The sequence below is a fragment of the Desulfuromonas soudanensis genome, from assembly GCF_001278055.1.
GTDB lineage: Bacteria > Desulfobacterota > Desulfuromonadia > Desulfuromonadales > WTL > Deferrimonas > Deferrimonas soudanensis.
In genome coordinates this window covers 3,319,182-3,338,165 of sequence record NZ_CP010802.1, presented here as the reverse complement: position 1 = coordinate 3,338,165, position 18,984 = coordinate 3,319,182, and the positions used below count along the sequence as shown (strand labels likewise).

The window sequence follows — 18,984 nt, the reverse complement described above, 5'->3', positions numbered from 1 at the left end:
ATCTTGCGATCCCGCCTTTTTCGCGTTTTAAGCCTCTCCTTGCGGGGGGCTGTTTCTTTTTCCCATGGCGGCGAACTTGACGAGCCCGGCCAGAGCCAGGGCAAAAAAGATAAAGCCGCGGATCCGTGCGGGTTCCTTCCCTTCGGCGATGAAGATCACGTCGTCGGTGACCTGCATGCCGACATCCTTGGCCAGGGTCATGAGCTTGTCGCGGTTGCCGGTGGCGATCAGGCCGGTGACCAGTGTCCCCGAAACGTCCTGCCGGGGGAAAAACTCGGACCGATGCTCGTCGAGATAGCGCTCCTGCGCCTCCTCGGAGTCGAGCTTGAAGTGGTAGGTCCGGAACAGCTTAATCAGTCCGGGCTCGCGGGTTTCCACCAGGACCCGGAAGTCGCCGGCCTGGGGGTCGCTCTTGAGCGGAATCAGCAGAGCTTCGAGTTCGATGCTCCCTGAGGTGGAAATGGCTTCGAGAAGATCGAGGGTGCCGCCGGTGACGTGCAGCCATTCCCTGGGGGCTCCGTTTTGCTCCAGGGCCGTGACGGCGATAGTCTCCGGGGCGCGGTTGCGCAGAAAGAGCGAGATGTCGTTCCAACCGAGAAAGAGGAGGACCAGACAGATCGCCAGGAGGGTAAAGCGGAAGCGTTTCATGGTGCATCCTTAAAAAAATGGGCCGCCAAGACGGCGGCCCAAGAGTATGGCAAATCAGCTGTGAATTTTCAATCCCTTTGACTTCAGGCCGTTTCGGCGACCTCGCCGGGGGCCAGCTCCTTCTGGGTCAGCAACGAGACGACGACCAGGGCGATGAAGGAGAGGGGGATGGAGATGGCCGCCGGGCTGTTGATCTGGATCGGCGCGTCGCCGGGGAGAAGGCCGTAGCGCACCCACATGTCCGGCGAGATCAGGATCAGCCCGAGGGCCGAGACGAGGCCGACGCCGATGGAAGCCGTAATCCCCTGAGCGGTCGTCTTCTTCCAGAAGAGAAGCATGAGGATCGCCGGGAGGTTGGCGGAGGCGGCGACGGCGAAGGCCCAGCCGACCAGGAAGGAGACGTTCATCCCTTCGAAGACGATGCCGAGGTAGATGGCGATGCAACCGACGACGACGGCGGCAATTTTCCCCGCCTTGACCTTGCCGGCGTCGGTCATGTGCAGGCCGAGGAAGTTGTCCATGAGGTCGTGGGCGACGGCGCCTGAAGAGGCGACGATCAGGCCTGAGACGGTGCCGAGGACGGTGGCAAAGGCCAGGGACGAGATGACGGCGAAGAGGACGACACCGAAGGAGAGAGCCAGCAGCGGCGCGCTCATGTTGTTGTCGGTGAGATTGATGACGCCGTTGGTCATGGCGCCGAGGCCGAGGTAAAGGGTCAGCACATAGAAGAAGCCGATGGCGGCGATGGCGACGATGGTCGACTTGCGGGCGGCCGCCTGGCTCGGCACCGTGTAGTAGCGGATCAGGATGTGGGGGAGAGCCGCGGTGCCGCAGAAGAGCGCCAGCATCAAGGAGATGAAGTTGAACTTCTCGGTGCCGGTGGCGTTGTCGACCTTGAACTTCAGCCCCGGGCGCAGGACGCGGGCGCCGGCGGTCGGTTTCTGGTAGAAGATTTCGTACTTGTTTCCACCCTCGATGACGTACTTCTTCCCCCAGAGAACGACCGTCGAGTCCTTGATGGCGGAGAGGAAGGCGAAGGGGCCGATGGCGCCGGTCTCGGCGACGGACTGGCCGTCGATCTTGAGTTCCTTGATGTGGCCGACGGGGAAGAAACTTCCTTCAGCCTTTTCCGAGCCGTTGTAGAGTTTGGTGCCGTCCGCCCTGGTCGTGACGAAGAGGGTCTCCTCCAGGGCGTAGGTGCCGTCGCCCTTGGCGGCGAAGTGCCAGATCGATTCCTGCCCGTCGCTGGTCAGACGCACCAGATCGGCCTTGCCGAAGTCGCTCTCCCGCCAGCCGGCTGGGACCGAAAAGTTTCCGGCCTGCAGGGAACCGTCGGCGGCGACGGAGGCGGTCAGGGACTGGAAGGTGTGGGGCTCGCCGTTGGACAGGCCCTTCGGCTCGGTGGAGAGGCCGCGGGTGAGGAGGGCGACGACCACCACGGTGGAGACGATGAGGAGGAGGGCCCCCTTGATGAACTGCACATAGGTGGTCGAAGCCATCCCGGCGGTGGCAACGATGATGGTGACGACGACGCCGACGATGCAGACGCCGACCCAGTGGGGCATGCCGAGGAGCGGCTTGACGAGGACGCCGGCACCGACCATCTGCGGAATCAGGTAGAAGACCGAAACGCAGAGGGTGGAGATCGCCGCCATCAGCTGGATCCCCTTGGAGTTGAACTTGGAGTCGAGGGCGTCGGTGAAGGTGTACTTGCCGAGGCGTTTCATCGGCTCGGCGACCAGGAAGAGGGCGACCATCCACCCCGCCAGGTAACCGATGGCGTACATCCAGCCGTCGTAACCGGCGGTGGCGATCATGCCGCAGATGCCGAGAAAGGAGGCGGCGGAGAGGTAGTCGCCGGCAAAGGCGATGCCGTTGACGAACCAGTGGATGTTGCCGCCGGCGGCATAGTAGCCGGCCGAGGAGGTGGTGCGGCGGCCGAGGTAGAAGGAGAGGCCGAGGACGACGGCGACGAAGGTGAAGAAGAGGGCGATGGCAATCGGTGAAGTGGTGTACATCATGGTCGGCGTCCCCCTAGTTGTTCAAACGCGCTTCTGCGCGATTGCAGAGCGAGTTGTAGATGACGGCCTGTACCAGCGCCAGGAGAAGGAGGCCGAAGCCGTAGATGATCGCCAGGGTCTGCCCGAAAATGACTTCCTGCATCAATGAGGGCATGGTGGAATTGATGACGATGAAGCCGGCATAGACGATGGTGTAGGCCAGAAACATCCAAATTCCGAGCCTGGTTTTGTAGGCGGACGCGTTGTCCTTGCCCATTTTTACCGCTGGTCCATGTGCCATGGGTATTACTCCTTTTTTCGTGTTCTCTCCGTGAACAGAACGCTGCATTGAATGGTCCCGGGGCCGGCCATCGGCGTCCGGGGTCTGACATCGCCCGTGGGAATTGCCCCTGTCTTCCTGCCGGCAGACTCTGTCGCCCCTCGAGGGAAGGGGTCGGAAGAGAAGGTGCCTCTGGCGGCAGGAGGTCCCACCCGCCGGGCGCAGATGGTAAAATATGCCTTATCTGGGGTATTTTAATTCGCAACATAATACGTCGTTATAAAATCATGTCAATAGATAAAGTTTACTAAAATTTGCGTTTCCTCAGGCGAATATCCCCCGGGTGCGGCCGTATACGCCTGATATTCCGAGGTTGCCGGCTTGTCGAACGGGTAGAGTAGAAAAATGTTTTTTTTTATGATGAGCGGAGAGGGGGGGGATAACCGCTGGTGGCGCAATCGCAATTTGTGCTAACTTGTTCCCATGGACCTGCGACAGATTCTCGAAGACGTCGGCGCCCGCCGCAGCGCCGATTTCCTGGCCAATGACCCCCTGGAATTTCCCCGGCTCTTTCCCCGGAGAGACGACCGGGAAGTTGCGGCCTTTCTCAGTGCGGCGCTTGCCTACGGGCGGGTGTCGATCATCCGCGCCAGTCTCGCCGACCTCTTCCGGCGCATGCCCGAGGGACCGGCGGCTTTCGTCCGGGATTTCGAGCCGGCGCGGGACGGGGTCCGGCTGGCCGGCTTTCGGCATCGGTTCAATTCCGGCGAGGACCTGGGATGCCTGTGCTGGCTGCTGCAGAAGATGATGGCGGCCGAGGGGAGTCTGGAGGGGTTCTTTCTTGTCGGGGATGATCCGGCCGCCTCCGACATCGGCCCGGCCCTCGGTTCCTTCTGCGCCCGGGCCCTGGCTCTGGACGTCTCTCCCCTCTATGGTGCCCCCCTGCTGCCGAAAGGGGCGGGGGCCCGCTATTTTTTTTCCAGTCCCGATGGGGGGAGCGCCTGCAAGCGCCTCTGCATGTTTCTGCGCTGGGTCTGCCGCCCCGACGACGGCATCGATCTCGGGTTGTGGGGAAGGGTCGATCCGGCGCGGCTGGTGATCCCCCTCGACACCCACACGGCGCGGATTTCCCGGCTTCTCGGGCTAACCGGGCGCACAACGGCCGGGTGGAAAATGGCCCTGGAGGTCACTGCGGCGCTGCGCCGCCTCGACCCCGCCGATCCCATTCGCTTCGATTTCGCCCTTTCTCATCTGGGGATCAGCGACGGCTGCAGCGGGGCGCGGGGAGGGGCCTGTCAGGAGTGCCCGCTGGCCCCCCTTTGCCGGGCCGGCGGCGGAAAATGATTTAGAGCGGGATGCGTTTTTTCTTGCAGTAGGCGCGCAGAACGACTTCGGCCTGGTGAAGGCGGGAGAGTTTCATGTTCTTGGCCTTGAGAGCCATGACGTCATCGAGGGGGACCTGCTCCCCGCGCACTTCCCGGCCGACCATGGAGAGATGGGCGACGACGATCTTGCAGTCGGCGGGGGTGTAGTTCTTCAGCAGGGGCGGCGACAGGGACAAATAGCCCTCGGATATATCCTGGGCGAGCTTTTTCGGGCTTCCGGCGATGGCCAAGGTGGAGTCCTCCGGGGTGAAACAGGGATAATCGGGAAGGGGACAGGATGATTCGCTACAAGATTGTGGAGACGAGCGTGGTTTCCGACGACGTGCTTGAAACATTGGTCAACGAGTGGGTCGGGCAAGGCTGGCAGTTCGACCGGATTCAGTTCGCCATGAGCGAGGCCAGCAAGCGGCCGGCCATGGCCTTCGTCTTCTTCGTCCGGGAAGAGGCCGGTCCGCGGCGGGATTGAGCCGCAGCCCCTTCGCTCAATCCTCCCAGTCCTCGATGTCGCGGTAGAGGACGGTCTGTTTCGGGTCGGAGGAGGGCGTCGCGCCGCAGCCCTGGCAGAACGGCTCCCCTTTCTCCTCCTCGAAGTTTTCCTCATAGACCAGTTCGACCGGCAGGCCTTTGCAGGTACAGTACCACTTGCGATAAACGCTCATAGAACCTCCCTTCGGGCAACACCCGTCGCCTCCCTGCCAGTATGACAGACCCCGGCATGACTTCAAGGCGATGCCGGCGTCGCCCCTTCCCTCAGTAGATCAGCCCGGCCTTTTTCCGTACCCTGCCCAGCGTCTTGAGGGCCACCTGCCGGGCCTTGTCGGCGCCGGTTGCGAGGACGGCGCGCAGCCCCTCGGGGTCGGCGAGCAATTCGGCGCGGCGCTCGGCGTAAGGAGCAAAAAAGTCGCGGACCGTCTCGAAGAGCTCGCCCTTGACCTCGCCGTAGCCGAGCCCGCCGGCGAGGTAGCGCCGGCGCAGCGCCTCCTCGGCGGCCTTGTCGAGGAAGAGGCGATAAATCTGGAAGACGTTGCAGGCATCGGGATCCTTGGGGGCTTCCACCGGCGTCGGATCGGTGACGATGCGCATCACCTGCTTGCGCAGCGCCTTCTCCTCGAGAAAGAGATCGATGGTGTTGCCGTAGCTCTTGCTCATCTTCTGGCCGTCGAGCCCCGGGACGGTGGCGACATTGTCATCGACCTCCGGTTCGGGAATGGTGAAGAGTTCGCCGTAGGTGTTGTTGACCTTGAGGGCGATGTCGCGGGTGACCTCGACGTGCTGCTTCTGATCCTTGCCGACGGGGACCTTCTCGCTCTGGAAGAGGAGGATGTCGGCGCTCATCAGCACCGGGTAGGCGAAGAGGCCGTGATTGGCGTGAATCCCCCGGGCGACCTTGTCCTTGTAGCTGTGGCAGCGCTCGAGGAGCCCCATGGGGGTGAAATTGGAGAGGAACCAGGAGAGCTCCTGCACTTCGGGGAGGTCGGACTGGACCCAGAAGGTGCTCTTTTGCGGATCCATCCCCAGGGCGAGGAAGTTGGCGGCCGCCTCGAGGGTTCCTTTGGCCAGGACCTTGCCGTCGGCAACCGAAGTCATGGCGTGATAGTTGGCAATGAAGCAGAAGAGTTCTTCCTGCTCCTGGTACTCGATCATTTTTTTCATCATGCCGAAGTAGTTCCCCAGGTGCAGGGAGCCGGAGGGCTGAATGCCGGAAAGAACGCGCATGGGATTACCTCGTAATTTGCGGTAGGTGCAGGGATGAAAAAAGCCGCGGACCCGGGGGGCGCGGCAGGGGACGCATGGGTTGTTAAGCTAGCAGTTCGGCGCCTTTTCGTCAACGGGGAATCAGGGGCGTAGGGAAAAGGGGACGTTGCCGCCCCGAAAATTTTCCGTCCTCGGCTCGGCCCGGGGAGGCACGACTCTCTGTCGGCGGATCCCCTGCTGTGAGTCGGCGATGGCAGATAAAAGAGCGGGCGTGCTGAAGCACACCCGCTCTTTTTTTTACTGGCCTTCAGGGACCCTGTCCCGCCGGGTCCTGCGTCTAAGGGGTGTCCTGAATAATGTCATGGGTAAAGGCGATCACTTTCCGGGCATCGTCCGCCTTTCTGGCGAAGGCCTGGATTCCGCTCCCCTGGTAATCGTCCTGATCGAGGACCCGTTCCAGTATGCCGCCGATTTCGTCGGTATAGGTGCAGGAAAAATCCGGCTCGAGCGGGTCGTGCCGCTGGACATAGTTTACCTCGATGCCGGCGTACTCGAGGGCGCTGCCGTAGCTGAAGCCGGCAAAGCTTGCGTAGCCGTTGGGCAGCCGGTCGAGGCCGCCGGCGGGGTTGCCGCCGCGTTTGAGGAAGCCGAGACCGTGGGTGTCGACATCGAGCTCTTCACGGAGGGCGAGGTGGACCGTCGTCTCCTTCCCTTCGGCCCTGATCGTCACGTCCCCCTCGAGTTTCCCCCACAGCATCAGGGCCCGGTAAAGCGCCAGGTTCTGCAACGGCGAGTCGATGGCATAGTCGACAAGGGTCTCGACGCCTTCTTCGTCTAGCTTCGGCACCGAGAAGACCAGGCGGCCGCCCAGGTCGCGCTTGAGCACCGTCCCCAGGTTGAGATTGGCGAAGGCTTCGACCAGCTGTTTTTCGAAGACCTTGGGGTCTTCAGCGGCACTGCGAATGCAATTGAGCCGTCCCATGGGAAACTCCTGGGTGTACTCTTCATACCCCGGGATGGGAACGCATTTGGTGGCGCCGTCCATGTATTCCTCGGGAAACAGGGGGACGAGATCGCTCGGCACCAGCGTATAAACCGGGACACCGAATTCATCCCGTGTCGGCTCGCCGTCGGCATCGAAGACGGGGACGATTTCGCCGAAGGCATCGTACACCGGGAAAAGCTCCGGAACCATCAGCGGTTGATTGGCGATCGGCTGGACGCAGCCGGCGGCATTAAGAACCGGCACGCCGTCCTCATCCCGCAGCAGCATCCAGAGGTCGCCGAAGAGGTCTCCCTTGTCGGTGAGGCCGAGGTCGTTGATGCCAAAGACGGTGTTGAGGAAGACGATGGCGTCGACATTGACCGGAACGGTTTTATTCGCCGCGGCGCCGATCAGCGACGCCCCCAGCTCGAGGAGGCGGGGATCGGTCCCGGGAAGACCTTCAGCCGGAGGCGTGTAATCCTCCATGCCCGGAAGGGACTCCATCTCCCCGTTCTCCGGCAGATCCTGGATGATGTTGTGCAGAAAAACGATGACTTTGCGGGCATCGTCGGCGTGCTTGGCGAAGGCGGCGATGTTGTTGCCGTCAAAGGCATCACTTTCGAGAACCCGTTCCCAGGCGTCCGCGGAATCGTCGTAATAGAGGCAGGGGTTTGGTTCCGCCGCCGGGGCGTCGTTCACCGGTTCGATCAGGGGCGGGTTGTATTGGACGAAGTCGACGATTTTGTTCTGATAGTCCTTCTTGCTGCTGTGGCTGGCGACCGAGAAGTCGGCATACCCGTTGGCGAGGCCGACACCGAGGTCGCGCCCCTCGGTGCCGTGGCGCAGATAGCCCTGTTCGCCGAGCTCGATGTCCGGACGGAGTTCGAGCCAGGGGGCGGGAATGACCTGTCCCTCCTCACCGGTTTTTGCGACGCCGTAGCCGGCGATGCGCCCTTGGACCAGCAGCGCCTTGTAGAGGGCGAGATTTTCCCGGGGAGCATCTATGGTCGCCTCGACGGGGACCAGAGAGGTCTGTCCAGTCTCCTCGTCGATCACCTCCCGGGTGGAATGGAGCACCAGCCGGCCGGCGGGGTCGAGGGTGACGCTGTCGGCGGCGTTGATGTTCTTGATCGCCTCTCCGAGGGCGCGGGCCAGGGTGTCCGGATTTTTCAGCGAACTGCGCACCATGTTAAGCCGGCCGAGGTTGAGCTCCTGGGTGTATTCTTCGTAGCCGGTGACCACGCTGCACTTGGTCTCGCCGTTCTTGTACTCCTCGACAATCATCGGTACGGTCTCGCGGTAGGCGAGCTGATAAACGGGCGCGCCGTTTTCGTCCAGCACCGTGAGGCCATTTTCATCGAGCAGGAGAACCGGATTTCCCTCTTCGTCCAGGACGGGAACCGGGACCGGCTCTTTGGCGATCGGCTGCTCACAGCCGTTTTCGTCGAGGATCGGCACACCGTAGGCGTCGCGCAGCAGGATCCACAGATCGCCATAGAGGCAGTCGGGCTGCCTGGGAACCATATTGAGCCCCATAACGGAGTTGACGAAGACCACATTGTCGACGGTGATGGGGTTCTCCTTGCCGGTCGCCGCGGCGAGGAAGGCGGCGGCGCTGTCAAGGACGCGGGGGTCGATAGCCACCGGGGTCGGATCGGTCACAGGATCGGTCACAGGGTCGGTGACGGGATCGGTTACTGGGTCGGTCACAGGGTCGGTCACCGTCACCAGGGTGTCGTGGGAACTGCTGCCGCAGCCCGCCAGCAGCACGATGGCCAGCAGGAAAATCGCCAGTTGAATCTTCGATCGTTTCATGGAGGACCTCCTTCCCGAACCCTCGGGGGGCTCGATCCCGATTCCCAGTTGAGGGTGGCCTGTGGAGTTTACATTTGATCAAATTAATAAATTCTTACAATTGGCCGGAAGGTTGAAAATCAGATCGAATTCGGTGAATTACGAACGGGCGGCGCTGTCTGGCCACAGGTTAGGATTCAGGTAAAAAACGGTCAGTAGAGGATTGGGGGCGAGCCGGAAAAAGGGGGGGGCAACGATGGCGGAACCTGGGGAGCCGGGGCGTCCTTCTCAGGTTTTGTGCTGGGGCTGGGTCAGGATGTGAATGAGGTGAGCGCGGGTTGGCACCTGATGTTTTTTGTATATTCGGCTGATATATACCTTGACCGTCGATTCGCTGAGGAAGATTCGGGAGGCGATTTCCTTGTTTTTCATCCCCTGGAGAATCATCTCGGCAATCTGTTGTTCCCGGAGGGTCAGTCGGATCGTTTCCCCTTCCGGGCGGCGGTTGTTCCGCCGCTGGAGGAGGGATTTGACCGTTGCGCCGTCAATCCAGACTTCACCCTTCTGGACGCAGCGGATCGCCTTGACCAACTGACGGTTATTGCAAGTGCTCCTGATCAAACCGGCGAAATTGGGATAGCTTAGTACTTTTTCGATTTGCAGTTGATCGAGTCCTTCATCGAAAACGATGACCTTGGCCTCGGGAGGGGCGTCGGTCCCGCACTGTTCGAGGGAGGGGAGGTCGGTCAAGAAATGGGTGGGGGTGAAGCCGGGTTCGGCTTCTTCGCTGTGACGGACATCGAAGCCCGGTTCTTCCAGGCGCAGAAAGGTACACAGCGCCTGGGACAGGCAACGGTTGTAGAGACAGACCAGGATTCGGATCGGCTCCAAAGGACCGGAGGTCGGGGCCGCGTCAACTCCGGGTGAAGATTGGACCATGGTCGCCCCCTTTGAGTTAGTCGACCTTAATTTCATCCTAGCAGGGAGGGACGGACCGTCAATGGCTGGTGAGGGCGATTTCTTTACGCTTCGGGAAGTGGCGAAAATCCTGGGAGGAAGGTTGAACCTGGGAAAAGGGATCAGGAGGGAAGGTGTCCGTCGTCTGGTGGTATTGTTCTTGCTTAATTATTAATCTCGGTGGGTGCCGTGCCGCTGATCGTTCCCAGGCCAAGCGCCGCCCAATCCTGGATCTGTTTCATCAAACCCTTACATTCGAATCAGGAGAGAACCATGGCCAAAGGAAATTCCCAACTGATTGCAATCGTTCTGCTGGTGGTGGGCATCGCCCTCCTCATCTGGGGGAGCAATCTTTACGGCGCCTTCGGCAACACCTTCACCCGGGCCATCGACGGCTCCACGGACACGAAAACGATCGTGGTCCTGGCCTCCGGCGCCGTCTGCACCCTTCTCGGGCTGGTCAAACTGGGAGGGAGATAGGTCCCCGGATCAAGCTCTGGCAAAAGGGGGGTCTGTCGTCGGCTCTGGCCGTCCACAGGCCCCTTCTCCTTCCCTCTCCCGCCTGACCGTTCCCCGTCCCCGAAATCGAACGGAGTTTTCCGCCCGTCTCCCGCCCGTCAATTTGCCGCAGGACCCATCGCATGTTGCGGTTCCGTCAAATGTTGAGGCACAAAAGGTCCTGCGGGAGGCTCCCGGACTGGAGGCAAATTATTGCTTTCGAAGGGAAAAATATACCTTTGACCGGTCTCTGAATATTTGGCAGGACCCTTGCTAATACCATTGCAGGCAAGAAGAAAAATAACGGCGACGGCCACAGACTCCCTGGCCGGATTCAGTAAAGGTCACATCCCGGGGAGGCAGAGAGGAAGGAGCATCAGTGTGAATTTCAATCGTCTTTTCCGGCTTGTCCTTTGCCTCGGGATAGGGGCGATTTTCCTCGGATGCGCCGGTACGCCGATAGGAGAATGGACCGGTCCCTGCGTCGACGACCCGGTCATCACCGCCAGGATTAAAGCCGCCATCATCAGGGAAGAAACCCTGGAGAGGTTGCAGATCAAAGTGGAAACGTTCCAGGGGGTTGTTTTGTTGAGTGGTTTTGTCGACTCTTTGAAAAGTGTCGACAGGGCCGAGGAGGTCGCCGCAAGCGTTGCGGGGGTGGTCTCGGTGAAAAACGACCTGGTCGTAAAAGAGAAGAATTTTAAATCGCAAATCTAACAGGTGGCTGCAAGGGCCGTGCTAAGAGCATTGGCCTGCAGCAACGAAAAAAGGGAGGAATTCTTTATGCTTTGGACTCTTTGCGTAATATTGATCGTGTTGTGGCTTCTGGGTATCGTGACGTCCACGACCATGGGCGGGCTGATCCATATCCTGCTGGTTATTGCCGTGATTATGCTCCTGGTACGCGTCATCCAGGGAAGAAAGATTTTGTAGGCGACCAAGTCACCCTGTGAAACGGTTTAAAAAAAGGACGCACTGCGGTGCGTCCTTTTTTTTGTTCGCTTTCAAAAGGATATGTTGATGCCGGCACCATAGTATTCCGCCCGCAGGGCATAGAATTGTCCGAAGGGCAAGTTGCCTTCATAGTATTCGCCAAAAATCTGAATGGATCTTTTTTCCGCATAGGGGCTGCGAATGTTGAGGCCTGCCTTGACCGTCGTGTCCGTATCCCAGTCTGTTTCTTCCCAGAAATGCCAGAGAACGCTGGCAAAAGGGTACACCGTCGATTTGTAGACGGGCTTGGTGAGGAGGTAATCGATCCCCCCCTGAGCGCTGTAACGCTTGAGCGGCGTCGAGGTATGGACAATATAGGAGGGTCCGGCGGTGACCCGTATCCCCTTCCAATCCCAGCCGGCGAGGAGTTCGATGGTCTCGAAGCTCAAGTTGATGCGCGGTTCCTGCAGCGCCGGGTCCTGGGGGAGGAGAAGGAATTCGTCCCCGAGGTGGGAGGACTGATGGAAGAGGCGCGCTCGCGCTGACCAGGCGCCGTTTCGATAGCCGAGAGGGAAGCCGATAATGTAGTCCGCATTGATCAGATCCAGGGACTCGGAGTCCATATTGAACTGGGCCAGAACTGTCCCGCTGATGCCGAGCTGCCAGGAATCCGTTTCACCCCATCCGGGGACGCGCACCAGACCGAAGCTGTCGCCGAAGCCGACCGAGCCGACGTTGAAGCTGCTCACGGGGAGGTTGAGGCGGAGCCAGGTGACGTGGGTGCGGGGCTCCTTGGCGCTTGACAGAGAATTTACGAAGAGAGGGTCCACGGGGAAGAGGGTCGCCGACCGATCGGCGACCTGTTCCGTCTTCTCCGGTTCCGTGTCGCTGAATCCGGTGATCAGGGGGAGGAGCATGGCCAGAATCAAGAAGGAAATGAACTTTTGCATCGAGGAGCTCCAGGGGGGTGTGGTTTTCATTGTTGGGTTTCAGTCGGGCTGATTCATTGTCTTTGGCTGGCAAAAAAGGAGGGAGGCGGGCTGTTTTTAAAACACAGCCTGTCTCCCTTTTCTCGACTACTCTCTTCTGTCTCCTGAGGTCGGAATCCTTCTTATTGTCGCGTGATGCCGTATTTGCGCATGCGGGCGCGCAGCGTGCTGGGGTTGAGGCCCAGGATCAAGGCTGCTCCGGTCTTCCCTTCGATGCGCCAACCGGTATTCTGCAACACCTGGAGAACGTAATCATGCTCCAGATCGACCAGGGCCTTGACATCCTGCTCGGCGGCTTCTTCTCTCTTCCGGTCTGCTTCAAAGCGGTCCAAAACCTGGAGTGTCTTTCCCTGACTGATGATGACCGCCCGTTCGATGACACTTTCCAATTCCCAAACGTTCCCCGGCCAGGAGTACTCCCGAAGGGTGTTCAGGGTGGCTCGGGAGACGAGTTCTATCTGCTTGCCGATTTTTTTATTGAACTTGGCAAGGAAGTGGTGGACGAGCAGGGGGATATCTTCCTTGCGTTGCCGGAGGGGCGGCAGGGTGATGGGAAAGACATTGAGGCGATAGTAGAGGTCTTCACGGAAGCTTCCCTGCCGGATTTCCTCCGTCAGATTCCGGTTGCTGGCGGCAATGATCCGCACGTCGACCTTGATGGTGCGGGTGCTTCCCAGCCGTTCAAACTCCCCCTCCTGCATGACCCTGAGAAGCTTGCTCTGCATCTCCAGCGGCAGCCCGCCGATTTCATCGACGAAAAGAGTCCCGCCGTCGGCCAGTTCGAAACGTCCGATCTGCCGGGGATTCCCCCCGGTAAACCCCGCCTTTTCCTCCCCGAAGAGTTCGCGTTCGATCCGGTCCGCCGGCAGGGCGGCACAGTTGACCGTGATCATCGGCTTCTCCTTGCGCGCACTGCAGCGGTAAATGGCACGAGCGACCACCCCCTTGCCTGTGCCGGTCTCCCCGGAAAGGAGAACGGTGGCATTCATGGGCGCGACCTGCTCGACCCGGCGGAATACGTTCGCAAGAGCCTCGCTTTGACCGACGAGCTCGTCGAAGTTTTCCGGACGGGCCATCAGTTTCTTCAAAGAAGCGCTTTTTGTCTGGATGAGATTAAGATTACTCAACCGTTCTGTCTCCGCATATCCCATCCTGCTCTGAGGCAATAGTTTTCCTGAGTCGGTGAGTGGCGCGCACCTTACTGACCCATTGAGTTTTGCAACGAGCATACCAGAAAAGGCAGACGGGACGTGAGTAGCTAAGTTTCCGATTATACGATGGAATAAGTCTGGGGAGGGAGAGGTGTCGCGGGGAAGCCGTAAGACGGATCCGTCATCTATGACCTTACTGTTATATATGACGGACCGTGTTGCGGCCAAAATCCTGGACGTGGTGCGGGTTTTTATCTATTGCCTGACGATGCCGATTTTTCGCATGCGAGCGCGCAGGGTGCTGGGATTGAGTCCCAAAAGGAGCGCCGCCCCGTTTTTCCCTTCGATGCGCCAGCCGGTTTGCTGCAGCACCTGGCGGATATGATCGTGTTCGAGCTCGGCAAGGGCTTTGACTTCCTGGGGATCATTCCCACCGGCGATTTCATCGGTCATCTGGATCGCCTCGAAACGGTCGAGAACCTGGAGGGAGTTCCCCTGGCTGGTGATGACCGCCCGTTCGATGATGCTCTCGAGCTCTCTTACGTTGCCGGGCCAGTGGTAGTCGCGGAGGAGGCTTAGGGTGTTTGTCGATACCGTCTCTATTTTTTTGCCGATTTTATTGTTGAATTCGGCCACGAAATGATTGACGAGCAAAGGGATGTCTTCCTTGCGCTGCCGCAGGGGCGGCAGGGTGATGGGGAAGACATTGAGGCGGTAATAGAGGTCTTCCCGGAACTTGCCGTTGCGGATCTCTTCCTTGAGGTTGCGGTTGGTGGCCGCGATGATCCGCACGTCGGTCTTGATGGTGCGGGGGCTCCCCAGCCGCTCGAACTCGCCGTCCTGAATGACGCGGAGGAGCTTGCTCTGCAGCTCCAGCGGCATTTCGCCGATTTCGTCGAGGAAGATGGTGCCGCCGTCGGCCAGCTCGAATCGGCCGATCTGCCGGGCGTCCGAACCGGTGAACGCCCCCTTTTCGCGGCCGAAGAGTTCGCTCTCCACCAGGGTGGCCGGCAGCGTCGTGCAGTTGACGGTGATGAGCGGGCGGTCCTTGCGCGTGCTGCTGCGGTGGATGGCCCGGGCCACCACCCCCTTGCCGGTGCCGGTCTCGCCGAGAAGGAGAACGGTGGCGTTCATGGGGGCGACCTGCTGGACCTGGGAGAATATGACGGAAAGAGCATCGCTTTGTCCGATGATCTCGCCGAAGTTGAACTTCTGATCCACCTCATTTCTCAGGTAGACGTTCTCCTCCTGGAGCCGGTCTTTCAAGCGCTTTATTTCCGCATAGGTTTTGTGCAGCGATTTTTCCGCCTTTTTGCGTTCCTCTATTTCCTGAGTGAGCTGAGTGTTTGCGCTGGTCAGGTCCATCGTCCGCTCTTGCACCGTCTGTTCCAGCAACTTGTTGTGATTCTGCAGTTCTTTGTACAGCATCCGCACTTCCAGCATGTTGCGGATACGCGTCTTGACTTCGACCAGCTTGAAGGGCTTGCTGATGAAATCCTTTGCTCCGGCTTCCAGGGCCCGCACCTTGTGCCCCGGTTGGGCGGTAATCGCCAGAACCGGAATGTAACCCTTCGGGTTGTCGGCCTGAAGGCCCTCCATCACCTGAAATCCATCCATACCCGGCATCTGCAGATCGAGAAGGATCAGGTCGTAATTGTTGTCGCCATGCAGGGCGCAGACTTCTGCCGGATTCTGCGTTGAGGTCACGGCGGTGTAGCCGGCTTCGCCTAACAACTGGTCCAGCAGGGCCACATTGGCCTCCTGATCGTCGACGATGAGGATTTTGGCGTTAAGTATTTCGGATGCGATCATGATTTTGGTTTTCCTTTTTTAGCTGCCTTGGCCGCTTCCGTTTTTGCATGTTTGAGTGTCATATCCAGCGTATCCATGAACTCGGTGACCTTGATCGGTTTGGTGAGATAACGGAAGAATCCGGCCTCCAGGCCCTTTTCGATATCGCGGGGGATGGCATTGGCACTGAGGGCAACGACGGGGATGTGCGCCGTTTCCGGGATGCCGGCGAGAATTTTCAGGGCATCGATGCCGCTGATGCCGGGGAGATTGATGTCCATCAGGATGACATCCGGCAGGGAGGTGCGGGCGATTTCGATCCCTTTAATGGCGTCTTGCGCACTCAGAAAGCGGATGTCGGGGCGGCGCGCCAGAAGATCTTCGACGAGCATCAGGTTCGCCGGGTTGTCCTCGACGTAGAGGAGGGTGCTCTTCTGCGCGTCCTTCTGGCCGGTCGTTTCGGAAATGGCCGCGCCCTGGTCTATGTGGGCGGACGCCTGGTGTTCCGTCGTCCGAATCAGTTCGAACCAGAAAACACTCCCTTCCCCGACGGTGCTTTCCACGCCGATGACGCCTCCCATCAGTTCGACCAGACGTTTGCAGACCACCAGGCCGATGCCGGTCCCTTCTTCGACGTCCCCTTTTTGTCCGAGACGATTGAAGGGCTGAAAGAGTTGCGAAAGCTGCTCCGGAGTCAGCCCCGCGCCGGTGTCGCGGACGCTGATACGGATAAAATCCGGAGAGTTCAGGGTGCAGCTGACCGTAATCGTTCCGTATTCCTTGTTGTATTTGATCGCATTGGAAAGAAGATTGAGGAGGAGCTGCTTCACCCGTGTCCGGTCGGCGTTGACGAAGTAGGGAGATTCCAGCCCGGAAAAGATCACCCGGATACCCCGCTCTTTGGCCTGCGGTTCGACCATGACCTCGCATTCGTGCAGGACCTCTTCGAGGGAGACCGGTTCCAGTGAAAGGGAGAGTTTCCCGGACTCGATCAGGGCGAGGTCGAGGATTTCGTTGATGAGCTCCAGCAGGTACCAGCCGGCCTTGAGGATCTGGTCGATGCTCCTCTTCTGGGCGGGGGTCGGCTCCGGTTTTCCCGATTCCATCAGCTGCGCAAAACCGAGGATGGCGCCGAGCGGCGTACGCAGTTCATGGCTCATGCTGGAGAGAAAATCCGATTTGGCGAGGTTGGCCTTTTCCGCCACGGACCGGGCGCTCTCCAGTTCGACGTTCTTTTCCTGCAACGCCTGATCCAGGCGCTTACGTTCAGTCACATCGCGTGCCCCGAAAAAAATCCCCTGCAGTTTGCCGTCCCGGTCGTAGTGGGTGTTGGCGTTGAAGGAGACCACCGTCTCCTTGCCGTCCCGGGCCCGGGCGGTGAGTTCGTAGTTGGAGATATTTTTTTCCTTCAGCACCCGTTTGACCCCGGCCGCGGCGAGTACCGGATCGGTGAAGTAGTCCTTGAACGGTGTGCCGATCAGTTCATCGCGCGTCCGTCCGGTGAGCGCTCCCATCTGCTTGTTGACATCGGTGATGATGCCGGACGGATCGGTGGTCGTGATCGCGTCGATGTTGGCTTCAATGAGGTTGCGGGTATAGAACTGCTGGTCCTGCAGGCGCTGGCTGAGTTCCTTCTGTTCTTCCTCGATCTGCTTGCGCGCGGTGTTGTCGGTACCGATGAGCAGATAGCCGATGATGGCATTCTGATCATCGCGCAGGGCGGTGACGGAGACGACGGCCGGAAAGCGGCTGCCGTCCTTGCGAATGTAGGTGAGCTCGTAGATGTCCTCGATGCCGCGGCGGGCCTTGAAGACCAGGGCCCCAAAGCCCGGCGTGATCTTGGTGTCGAGCTCGATGCTCAGCGCCTTGGCGCGGGCGATCACCTCCTGCGGGTCGGAAATGTCGGCCGGGGTGATCTTGTTCATGACTTCGGCGGCGGTGTAGCCGAGCATCCGTTCGGCACCGACATTGAAGATCTGGATGACTCCTTTTTCGTCCGTGGCGATGCTGGAGAAGTTGGCGCTGTTGAAAATCGCCCGCTGCAGCGCTCCCGCCTGGAGGAGGGCCTCTTCGGCCTTCTTTCGCGCCGTGTTGTCGGTGCCAATGAGCAGATAACCGATGATGGTCTCCTGATCGTCGCGCAGGGCGGTGACGGAGACGACGGCCGGGAAGCGGCTTCCGTCCTTGCGAATGTAGGTGAGCTCGTAGATGTCCTCGATGCCGCGCCGGGCCTTGAAGACCAGGGCATCGAAGCCCGGTGTAATGGTGGTTTTGAGCTCGGTGCTCAACGCCTTGGCGCGGGCGATAATTTCCTGGGGATCGGAAATATCGGCCGGCGTGTTCTTGTTCACCACCTCGGCGGCGGTGTAGCCGAGCATCTTTTCGGCACCGACATTGAAGATCTGGATGACCCCCTTTTCGTCCGTGGCGATACTGGAGAAGTTGGCGCTGTGGAATATCGCGCTCTGCAGGGCTCCCGCCTGGATCAGGGCCGATTCCGCCTGCTTGCGCTCGGTGATATCCTCCATGGCCAGGAGAATAATGTCGGAGCCGATTTTTTCCCGGAAGATCTGTCGGGCGTTGAGAAGGATAAACTTGTGGCCGATGCCGGGAAAATCATGCTCGACTTCATAGCCATTGATTACCGTATCCAGGGGGAGAATTTCCTCGACGAGGAGTCGCAGCTGGGGAATGTCCCATTGCCGGTTGCCGACGTCGTAGATGAAATTTCCGATCGTTTCCTCGGGGGTGACCTTGAACGTTTCGTAGAAGCTGTGGTTGGCGGTGAGGATTTTTAGGTCGAAATTGAGCACCACCAACGGCTCGCGCAGGGTTTCGACAATGTTTTCGGCATATTCCCGGGCATCCTGGATTTCCGTTTCCAGCTGCTTGCGATCGGTAATGTCCTCCATGGCCAGAAGGATAATATCCGAGCCTATTTTCTCGCGGAAAATCTGCCGGGCGCTGAGGAGGATGATCTTGCGGCCGATGCCGGGGAAATCGTGCTCGACCTCATAATCCTTGATCACGGTATTCCGGGGGAGGATTTCCTCGACGAGAACGCGCAGTTGGGGAATGTCCCATTGCCGGTTGCCGACGTCGTAGATGAAGTTTCCGACGGTTTCCTCGGGGGTGACCTTGAACGTCTCGTAGAAGCAGTGGTTGGCCGTTAGAATCTGCAGGTCGGAGTCCAGCACGACCAGAGGCGCACGCAGGGTTTCGACGATGTTCTCGGCATATTCCCGGGCATCCTGGATTTCCGATTCCAACTCCTTGGCCACAGTGACATCGACGATGGAGGAAAGGATGTCTCGTCCCTGACTCTCGTTCGTCTCCAGAGCGGTACTCTGAACCTGGGCGTACATCACCTGCCCGTTTTTTTGCGTCAGCTTGATTTCACAAACCTGGATGCCCTTTTTTTGTAAAACGTTCTTGAGGTGACCGCTGAAAGCCTTTTTCCCCTTGGCATCAGCAATGAAGCGGCTGATGGGGACATTGGTCAGCAGGCCCCGCTCGATCCCCAGCAGTTGGGCGCCGGCGAGATTGATTTCCTGTATCAGTCCGCGGGCGTCAAAGGTGAAATAGCCGACGGGGGCAAAGTCATAGAGCTCGGAATATTTATCCCGCGACAATTCGAGCTTTTCCTGAGCGCTGCGGAGTTCTTCGCTCTGCATCTCCAGCTCGATCTGGTGGACCTCAAGTTCATGGACGAGTCTCTGCGTCTCTTCCTCGTTGCGGGGAAATTCCACCGAGGATGATCTCTCCACCAACTGCTCTTCGGCAAGAATGCGCAATTCGCCGTCTGCGATCGGCAGACCATTACTTTTACTGTTTTTCATGACGAATTCCTCTGGCCTTTGGTCGTGGAAAAAGGTTTT

17 protein-coding genes are annotated in these 18,984 nt (G+C 59.5%); 5 read left to right on the top strand and 12 right to left on the bottom strand.

What is annotated here, in order from left to right; translation table 11 throughout:
• Positions 1 to 27: 27 nt before the first annotated feature.
• The 3 genes from DSOUD_RS14925 to DSOUD_RS14915 all read right to left on the bottom strand — a co-directional run bounded on the left by DSOUD_RS14925 (position 28) and on the right by DSOUD_RS14915 (position 2,949).
• A complete protein-coding gene (locus DSOUD_RS14925; RefSeq protein ID WP_053551758.1) occupies positions 28 to 648 on the bottom strand; it encodes a hypothetical protein in 621 nt (206 codons plus the stop codon).
• An 83-nt stretch (positions 649 to 731) separates the two neighbouring features.
• Positions 732 to 2,669 carry a sodium/solute symporter gene (locus DSOUD_RS14920; RefSeq protein ID WP_053551757.1) on the bottom strand — a complete coding sequence of 646 codons (1,938 nt, stop codon included), beginning with the start codon at positions 2,667 to 2,669 and terminating at the stop codon, positions 732 to 734.
• Between the two features lie 13 nt (positions 2,670 to 2,682).
• Positions 2,683 to 2,949 (bottom strand): DUF485 domain-containing protein, encoded by a 267-nt coding sequence (locus DSOUD_RS14915; protein WP_053551756.1) that lies wholly within the window; start codon positions 2,947 to 2,949, stop codon positions 2,683 to 2,685.
• A gap of 462 nt (positions 2,950 to 3,411) precedes the next feature.
• Here DSOUD_RS14915 and DSOUD_RS14910 point away from each other — a divergent pair, with 462 nt between their 5' ends.
• A complete protein-coding gene (locus DSOUD_RS14910) occupies positions 3,412 to 4,272 on the top strand; it encodes a TIGR02757 family protein (protein ID WP_053551755.1) in 861 nt (286 codons plus the stop codon).
• Between the two features lies 1 nt (position 4,273).
• Here DSOUD_RS14910 and DSOUD_RS14905 read toward each other — a convergent pair whose 3' ends face one another.
• Positions 4,274 to 4,543 carry a hypothetical protein gene (locus DSOUD_RS14905; RefSeq protein WP_053551754.1) on the bottom strand — a complete coding sequence of 90 codons (270 nt, stop codon included), beginning with the start codon at positions 4,541 to 4,543 and terminating at the stop codon, positions 4,274 to 4,276.
• A gap of 47 nt (positions 4,544 to 4,590) precedes the next feature.
• Between DSOUD_RS14905 and DSOUD_RS14900 the strand changes: the two genes are divergently transcribed.
• Positions 4,591 to 4,779 carry a hypothetical protein gene (locus DSOUD_RS14900; RefSeq protein ID WP_053551753.1) on the top strand — a complete coding sequence of 63 codons (189 nt, stop codon included), beginning with the start codon at positions 4,591 to 4,593 and terminating at the stop codon, positions 4,777 to 4,779.
• A 16-nt stretch (positions 4,780 to 4,795) separates the two neighbouring features.
• On the opposite strand, the gene DSOUD_RS18580 is transcribed toward DSOUD_RS14900, so the two are convergent.
• The 4 genes from DSOUD_RS18580 to DSOUD_RS14885 form a co-directional block, all read right to left on the bottom strand.
• Positions 4,796 to 4,972: a hypothetical protein gene (locus DSOUD_RS18580; RefSeq protein WP_157671891.1), complete on the bottom strand. Its 177-nt coding sequence runs from the start codon at positions 4,970 to 4,972 to the stop codon at positions 4,796 to 4,798.
• Positions 4,973 to 5,063: 91 nt separating this feature from the next.
• On the bottom strand, positions 5,064 to 6,029 hold the full coding sequence (gene trpS / locus DSOUD_RS14895; RefSeq protein ID WP_053551752.1) for a tryptophan--tRNA ligase: 966 nt from the start codon (positions 6,027 to 6,029) through the stop codon (positions 5,064 to 5,066).
• Between the two features lie 316 nt (positions 6,030 to 6,345).
• Positions 6,346 to 8,808 carry a hypothetical protein gene (locus tag DSOUD_RS14890; RefSeq protein WP_053551751.1) on the bottom strand — a complete coding sequence of 821 codons (2,463 nt, stop codon included), beginning with the start codon at positions 8,806 to 8,808 and terminating at the stop codon, positions 6,346 to 6,348.
• 267 nt (positions 8,809 to 9,075) lie between these two features.
• Complete coding sequence (locus DSOUD_RS14885; RefSeq protein ID WP_053551750.1) at positions 9,076 to 9,726, bottom strand: helix-turn-helix transcriptional regulator; 651 nt, start codon at positions 9,724 to 9,726, stop codon at positions 9,076 to 9,078.
• A gap of 291 nt (positions 9,727 to 10,017) precedes the next feature.
• On the opposite strand from DSOUD_RS14885, the gene DSOUD_RS14875 reads away from it, so the two are divergent.
• From DSOUD_RS14875 to DSOUD_RS18575, 3 genes are all read left to right on the top strand, one after another.
• Complete coding sequence (locus DSOUD_RS14875) at positions 10,018 to 10,224, top strand: DUF3185 family protein (protein ID WP_053551748.1); 207 nt, start codon at positions 10,018 to 10,020, stop codon at positions 10,222 to 10,224.
• 399 nt (positions 10,225 to 10,623) lie between these two features.
• Positions 10,624 to 10,959, top strand: coding sequence for a BON domain-containing protein (locus DSOUD_RS14870; RefSeq protein WP_053551747.1), 336 nt, complete (start codon positions 10,624 to 10,626; stop codon positions 10,957 to 10,959).
• A gap of 66 nt (positions 10,960 to 11,025) precedes the next feature.
• The gene (locus tag DSOUD_RS18575) at positions 11,026 to 11,175 is read left to right on the top strand and encodes a lmo0937 family membrane protein (protein ID WP_157671923.1); all 150 of its coding nucleotides are present in this window, start codon (positions 11,026 to 11,028) and stop codon (positions 11,173 to 11,175) included.
• Between the two features lie 71 nt (positions 11,176 to 11,246).
• Here the strand turns inward: DSOUD_RS18575 and DSOUD_RS14865 are convergent, their stop codons facing one another.
• The 4 genes from DSOUD_RS14865 to DSOUD_RS14850 all read right to left on the bottom strand — a co-directional run bounded on the left by DSOUD_RS14865 (position 11,247) and on the right by DSOUD_RS14850 (position 18,945).
• A complete protein-coding gene (locus DSOUD_RS14865; protein ID WP_053551746.1) occupies positions 11,247 to 12,125 on the bottom strand; it encodes a DUF1207 domain-containing protein in 879 nt (292 codons plus the stop codon).
• Between the two features lie 161 nt (positions 12,126 to 12,286).
• Positions 12,287 to 13,291, bottom strand: coding sequence for a sigma-54 interaction domain-containing protein (locus DSOUD_RS14860; RefSeq protein ID WP_232426457.1), 1,005 nt, complete (start codon positions 13,289 to 13,291; stop codon positions 12,287 to 12,289).
• Between the two features lie 279 nt (positions 13,292 to 13,570).
• Positions 13,571 to 15,127, bottom strand: coding sequence for a sigma-54-dependent transcriptional regulator (locus DSOUD_RS14855; protein WP_232426456.1), 1,557 nt, complete (start codon positions 15,125 to 15,127; stop codon positions 13,571 to 13,573).
• Positions 15,124 to 18,945 (bottom strand): hybrid sensor histidine kinase/response regulator, encoded by a 3,822-nt coding sequence (locus DSOUD_RS14850; RefSeq protein WP_082351305.1) that lies wholly within the window; start codon positions 18,943 to 18,945, stop codon positions 15,124 to 15,126. Before DSOUD_RS14850 ends, DSOUD_RS14855 begins: the two co-directional genes overlap by 4 nt.
• Positions 18,946 to 18,984 lie beyond the last annotated feature (39 nt).

Coding starts and splice junctions, on each gene's coding strand:
- DSOUD_RS14925 (WP_053551758.1), bottom strand. CDS start 648: ATGAAACGCTTCCGCTTTACCCTCCTGGCGATCTGTCTGGTCCTCCTC.
- DSOUD_RS14920 (WP_053551757.1), bottom strand. CDS start 2,669: ATGATGTACACCACTTCACCGATTGCCATCGCCCTCTTCTTCACCTTC.
- DSOUD_RS14915 (WP_053551756.1), bottom strand. CDS start 2,949: ATGGCACATGGACCAGCGGTAAAAATGGGCAAGGACAACGCGTCCGCC.
- DSOUD_RS14910 (WP_053551755.1), top strand. CDS start 3,412: ATGGACCTGCGACAGATTCTCGAAGACGTCGGCGCCCGCCGCAGCGCC.
- DSOUD_RS14900 (WP_053551753.1), top strand. CDS start 4,591: ATGATTCGCTACAAGATTGTGGAGACGAGCGTGGTTTCCGACGACGTG.
- DSOUD_RS18580 (WP_157671891.1), bottom strand. CDS start 4,972: ATGAGCGTTTATCGCAAGTGGTACTGTACCTGCAAAGGCCTGCCGGTC.
- trpS (WP_053551752.1), bottom strand. CDS start 6,029: ATGCGCGTTCTTTCCGGCATTCAGCCCTCCGGCTCCCTGCACCTGGGG.
- DSOUD_RS14890 (WP_053551751.1), bottom strand. CDS start 8,808: ATGAAACGATCGAAGATTCAACTGGCGATTTTCCTGCTGGCCATCGTG.
- DSOUD_RS14885 (WP_053551750.1), bottom strand. CDS start 9,726: ATGGTCCAATCTTCACCCGGAGTTGACGCGGCCCCGACCTCCGGTCCT.
- DSOUD_RS14875 (WP_053551748.1), top strand. CDS start 10,018: ATGGCCAAAGGAAATTCCCAACTGATTGCAATCGTTCTGCTGGTGGTG.
- DSOUD_RS18575 (WP_157671923.1), top strand. CDS start 11,026: ATGCTTTGGACTCTTTGCGTAATATTGATCGTGTTGTGGCTTCTGGGT.
- DSOUD_RS14865 (WP_053551746.1), bottom strand. CDS start 12,125: ATGCAAAAGTTCATTTCCTTCTTGATTCTGGCCATGCTCCTCCCCCTG.
- DSOUD_RS14855 (WP_232426456.1), bottom strand. CDS start 15,127: ATGATCGCATCCGAAATACTTAACGCCAAAATCCTCATCGTCGACGAT.
- DSOUD_RS14850 (WP_082351305.1), bottom strand. CDS start 18,945: ATGAAAAACAGTAAAAGTAATGGTCTGCCGATCGCAGACGGCGAATTG.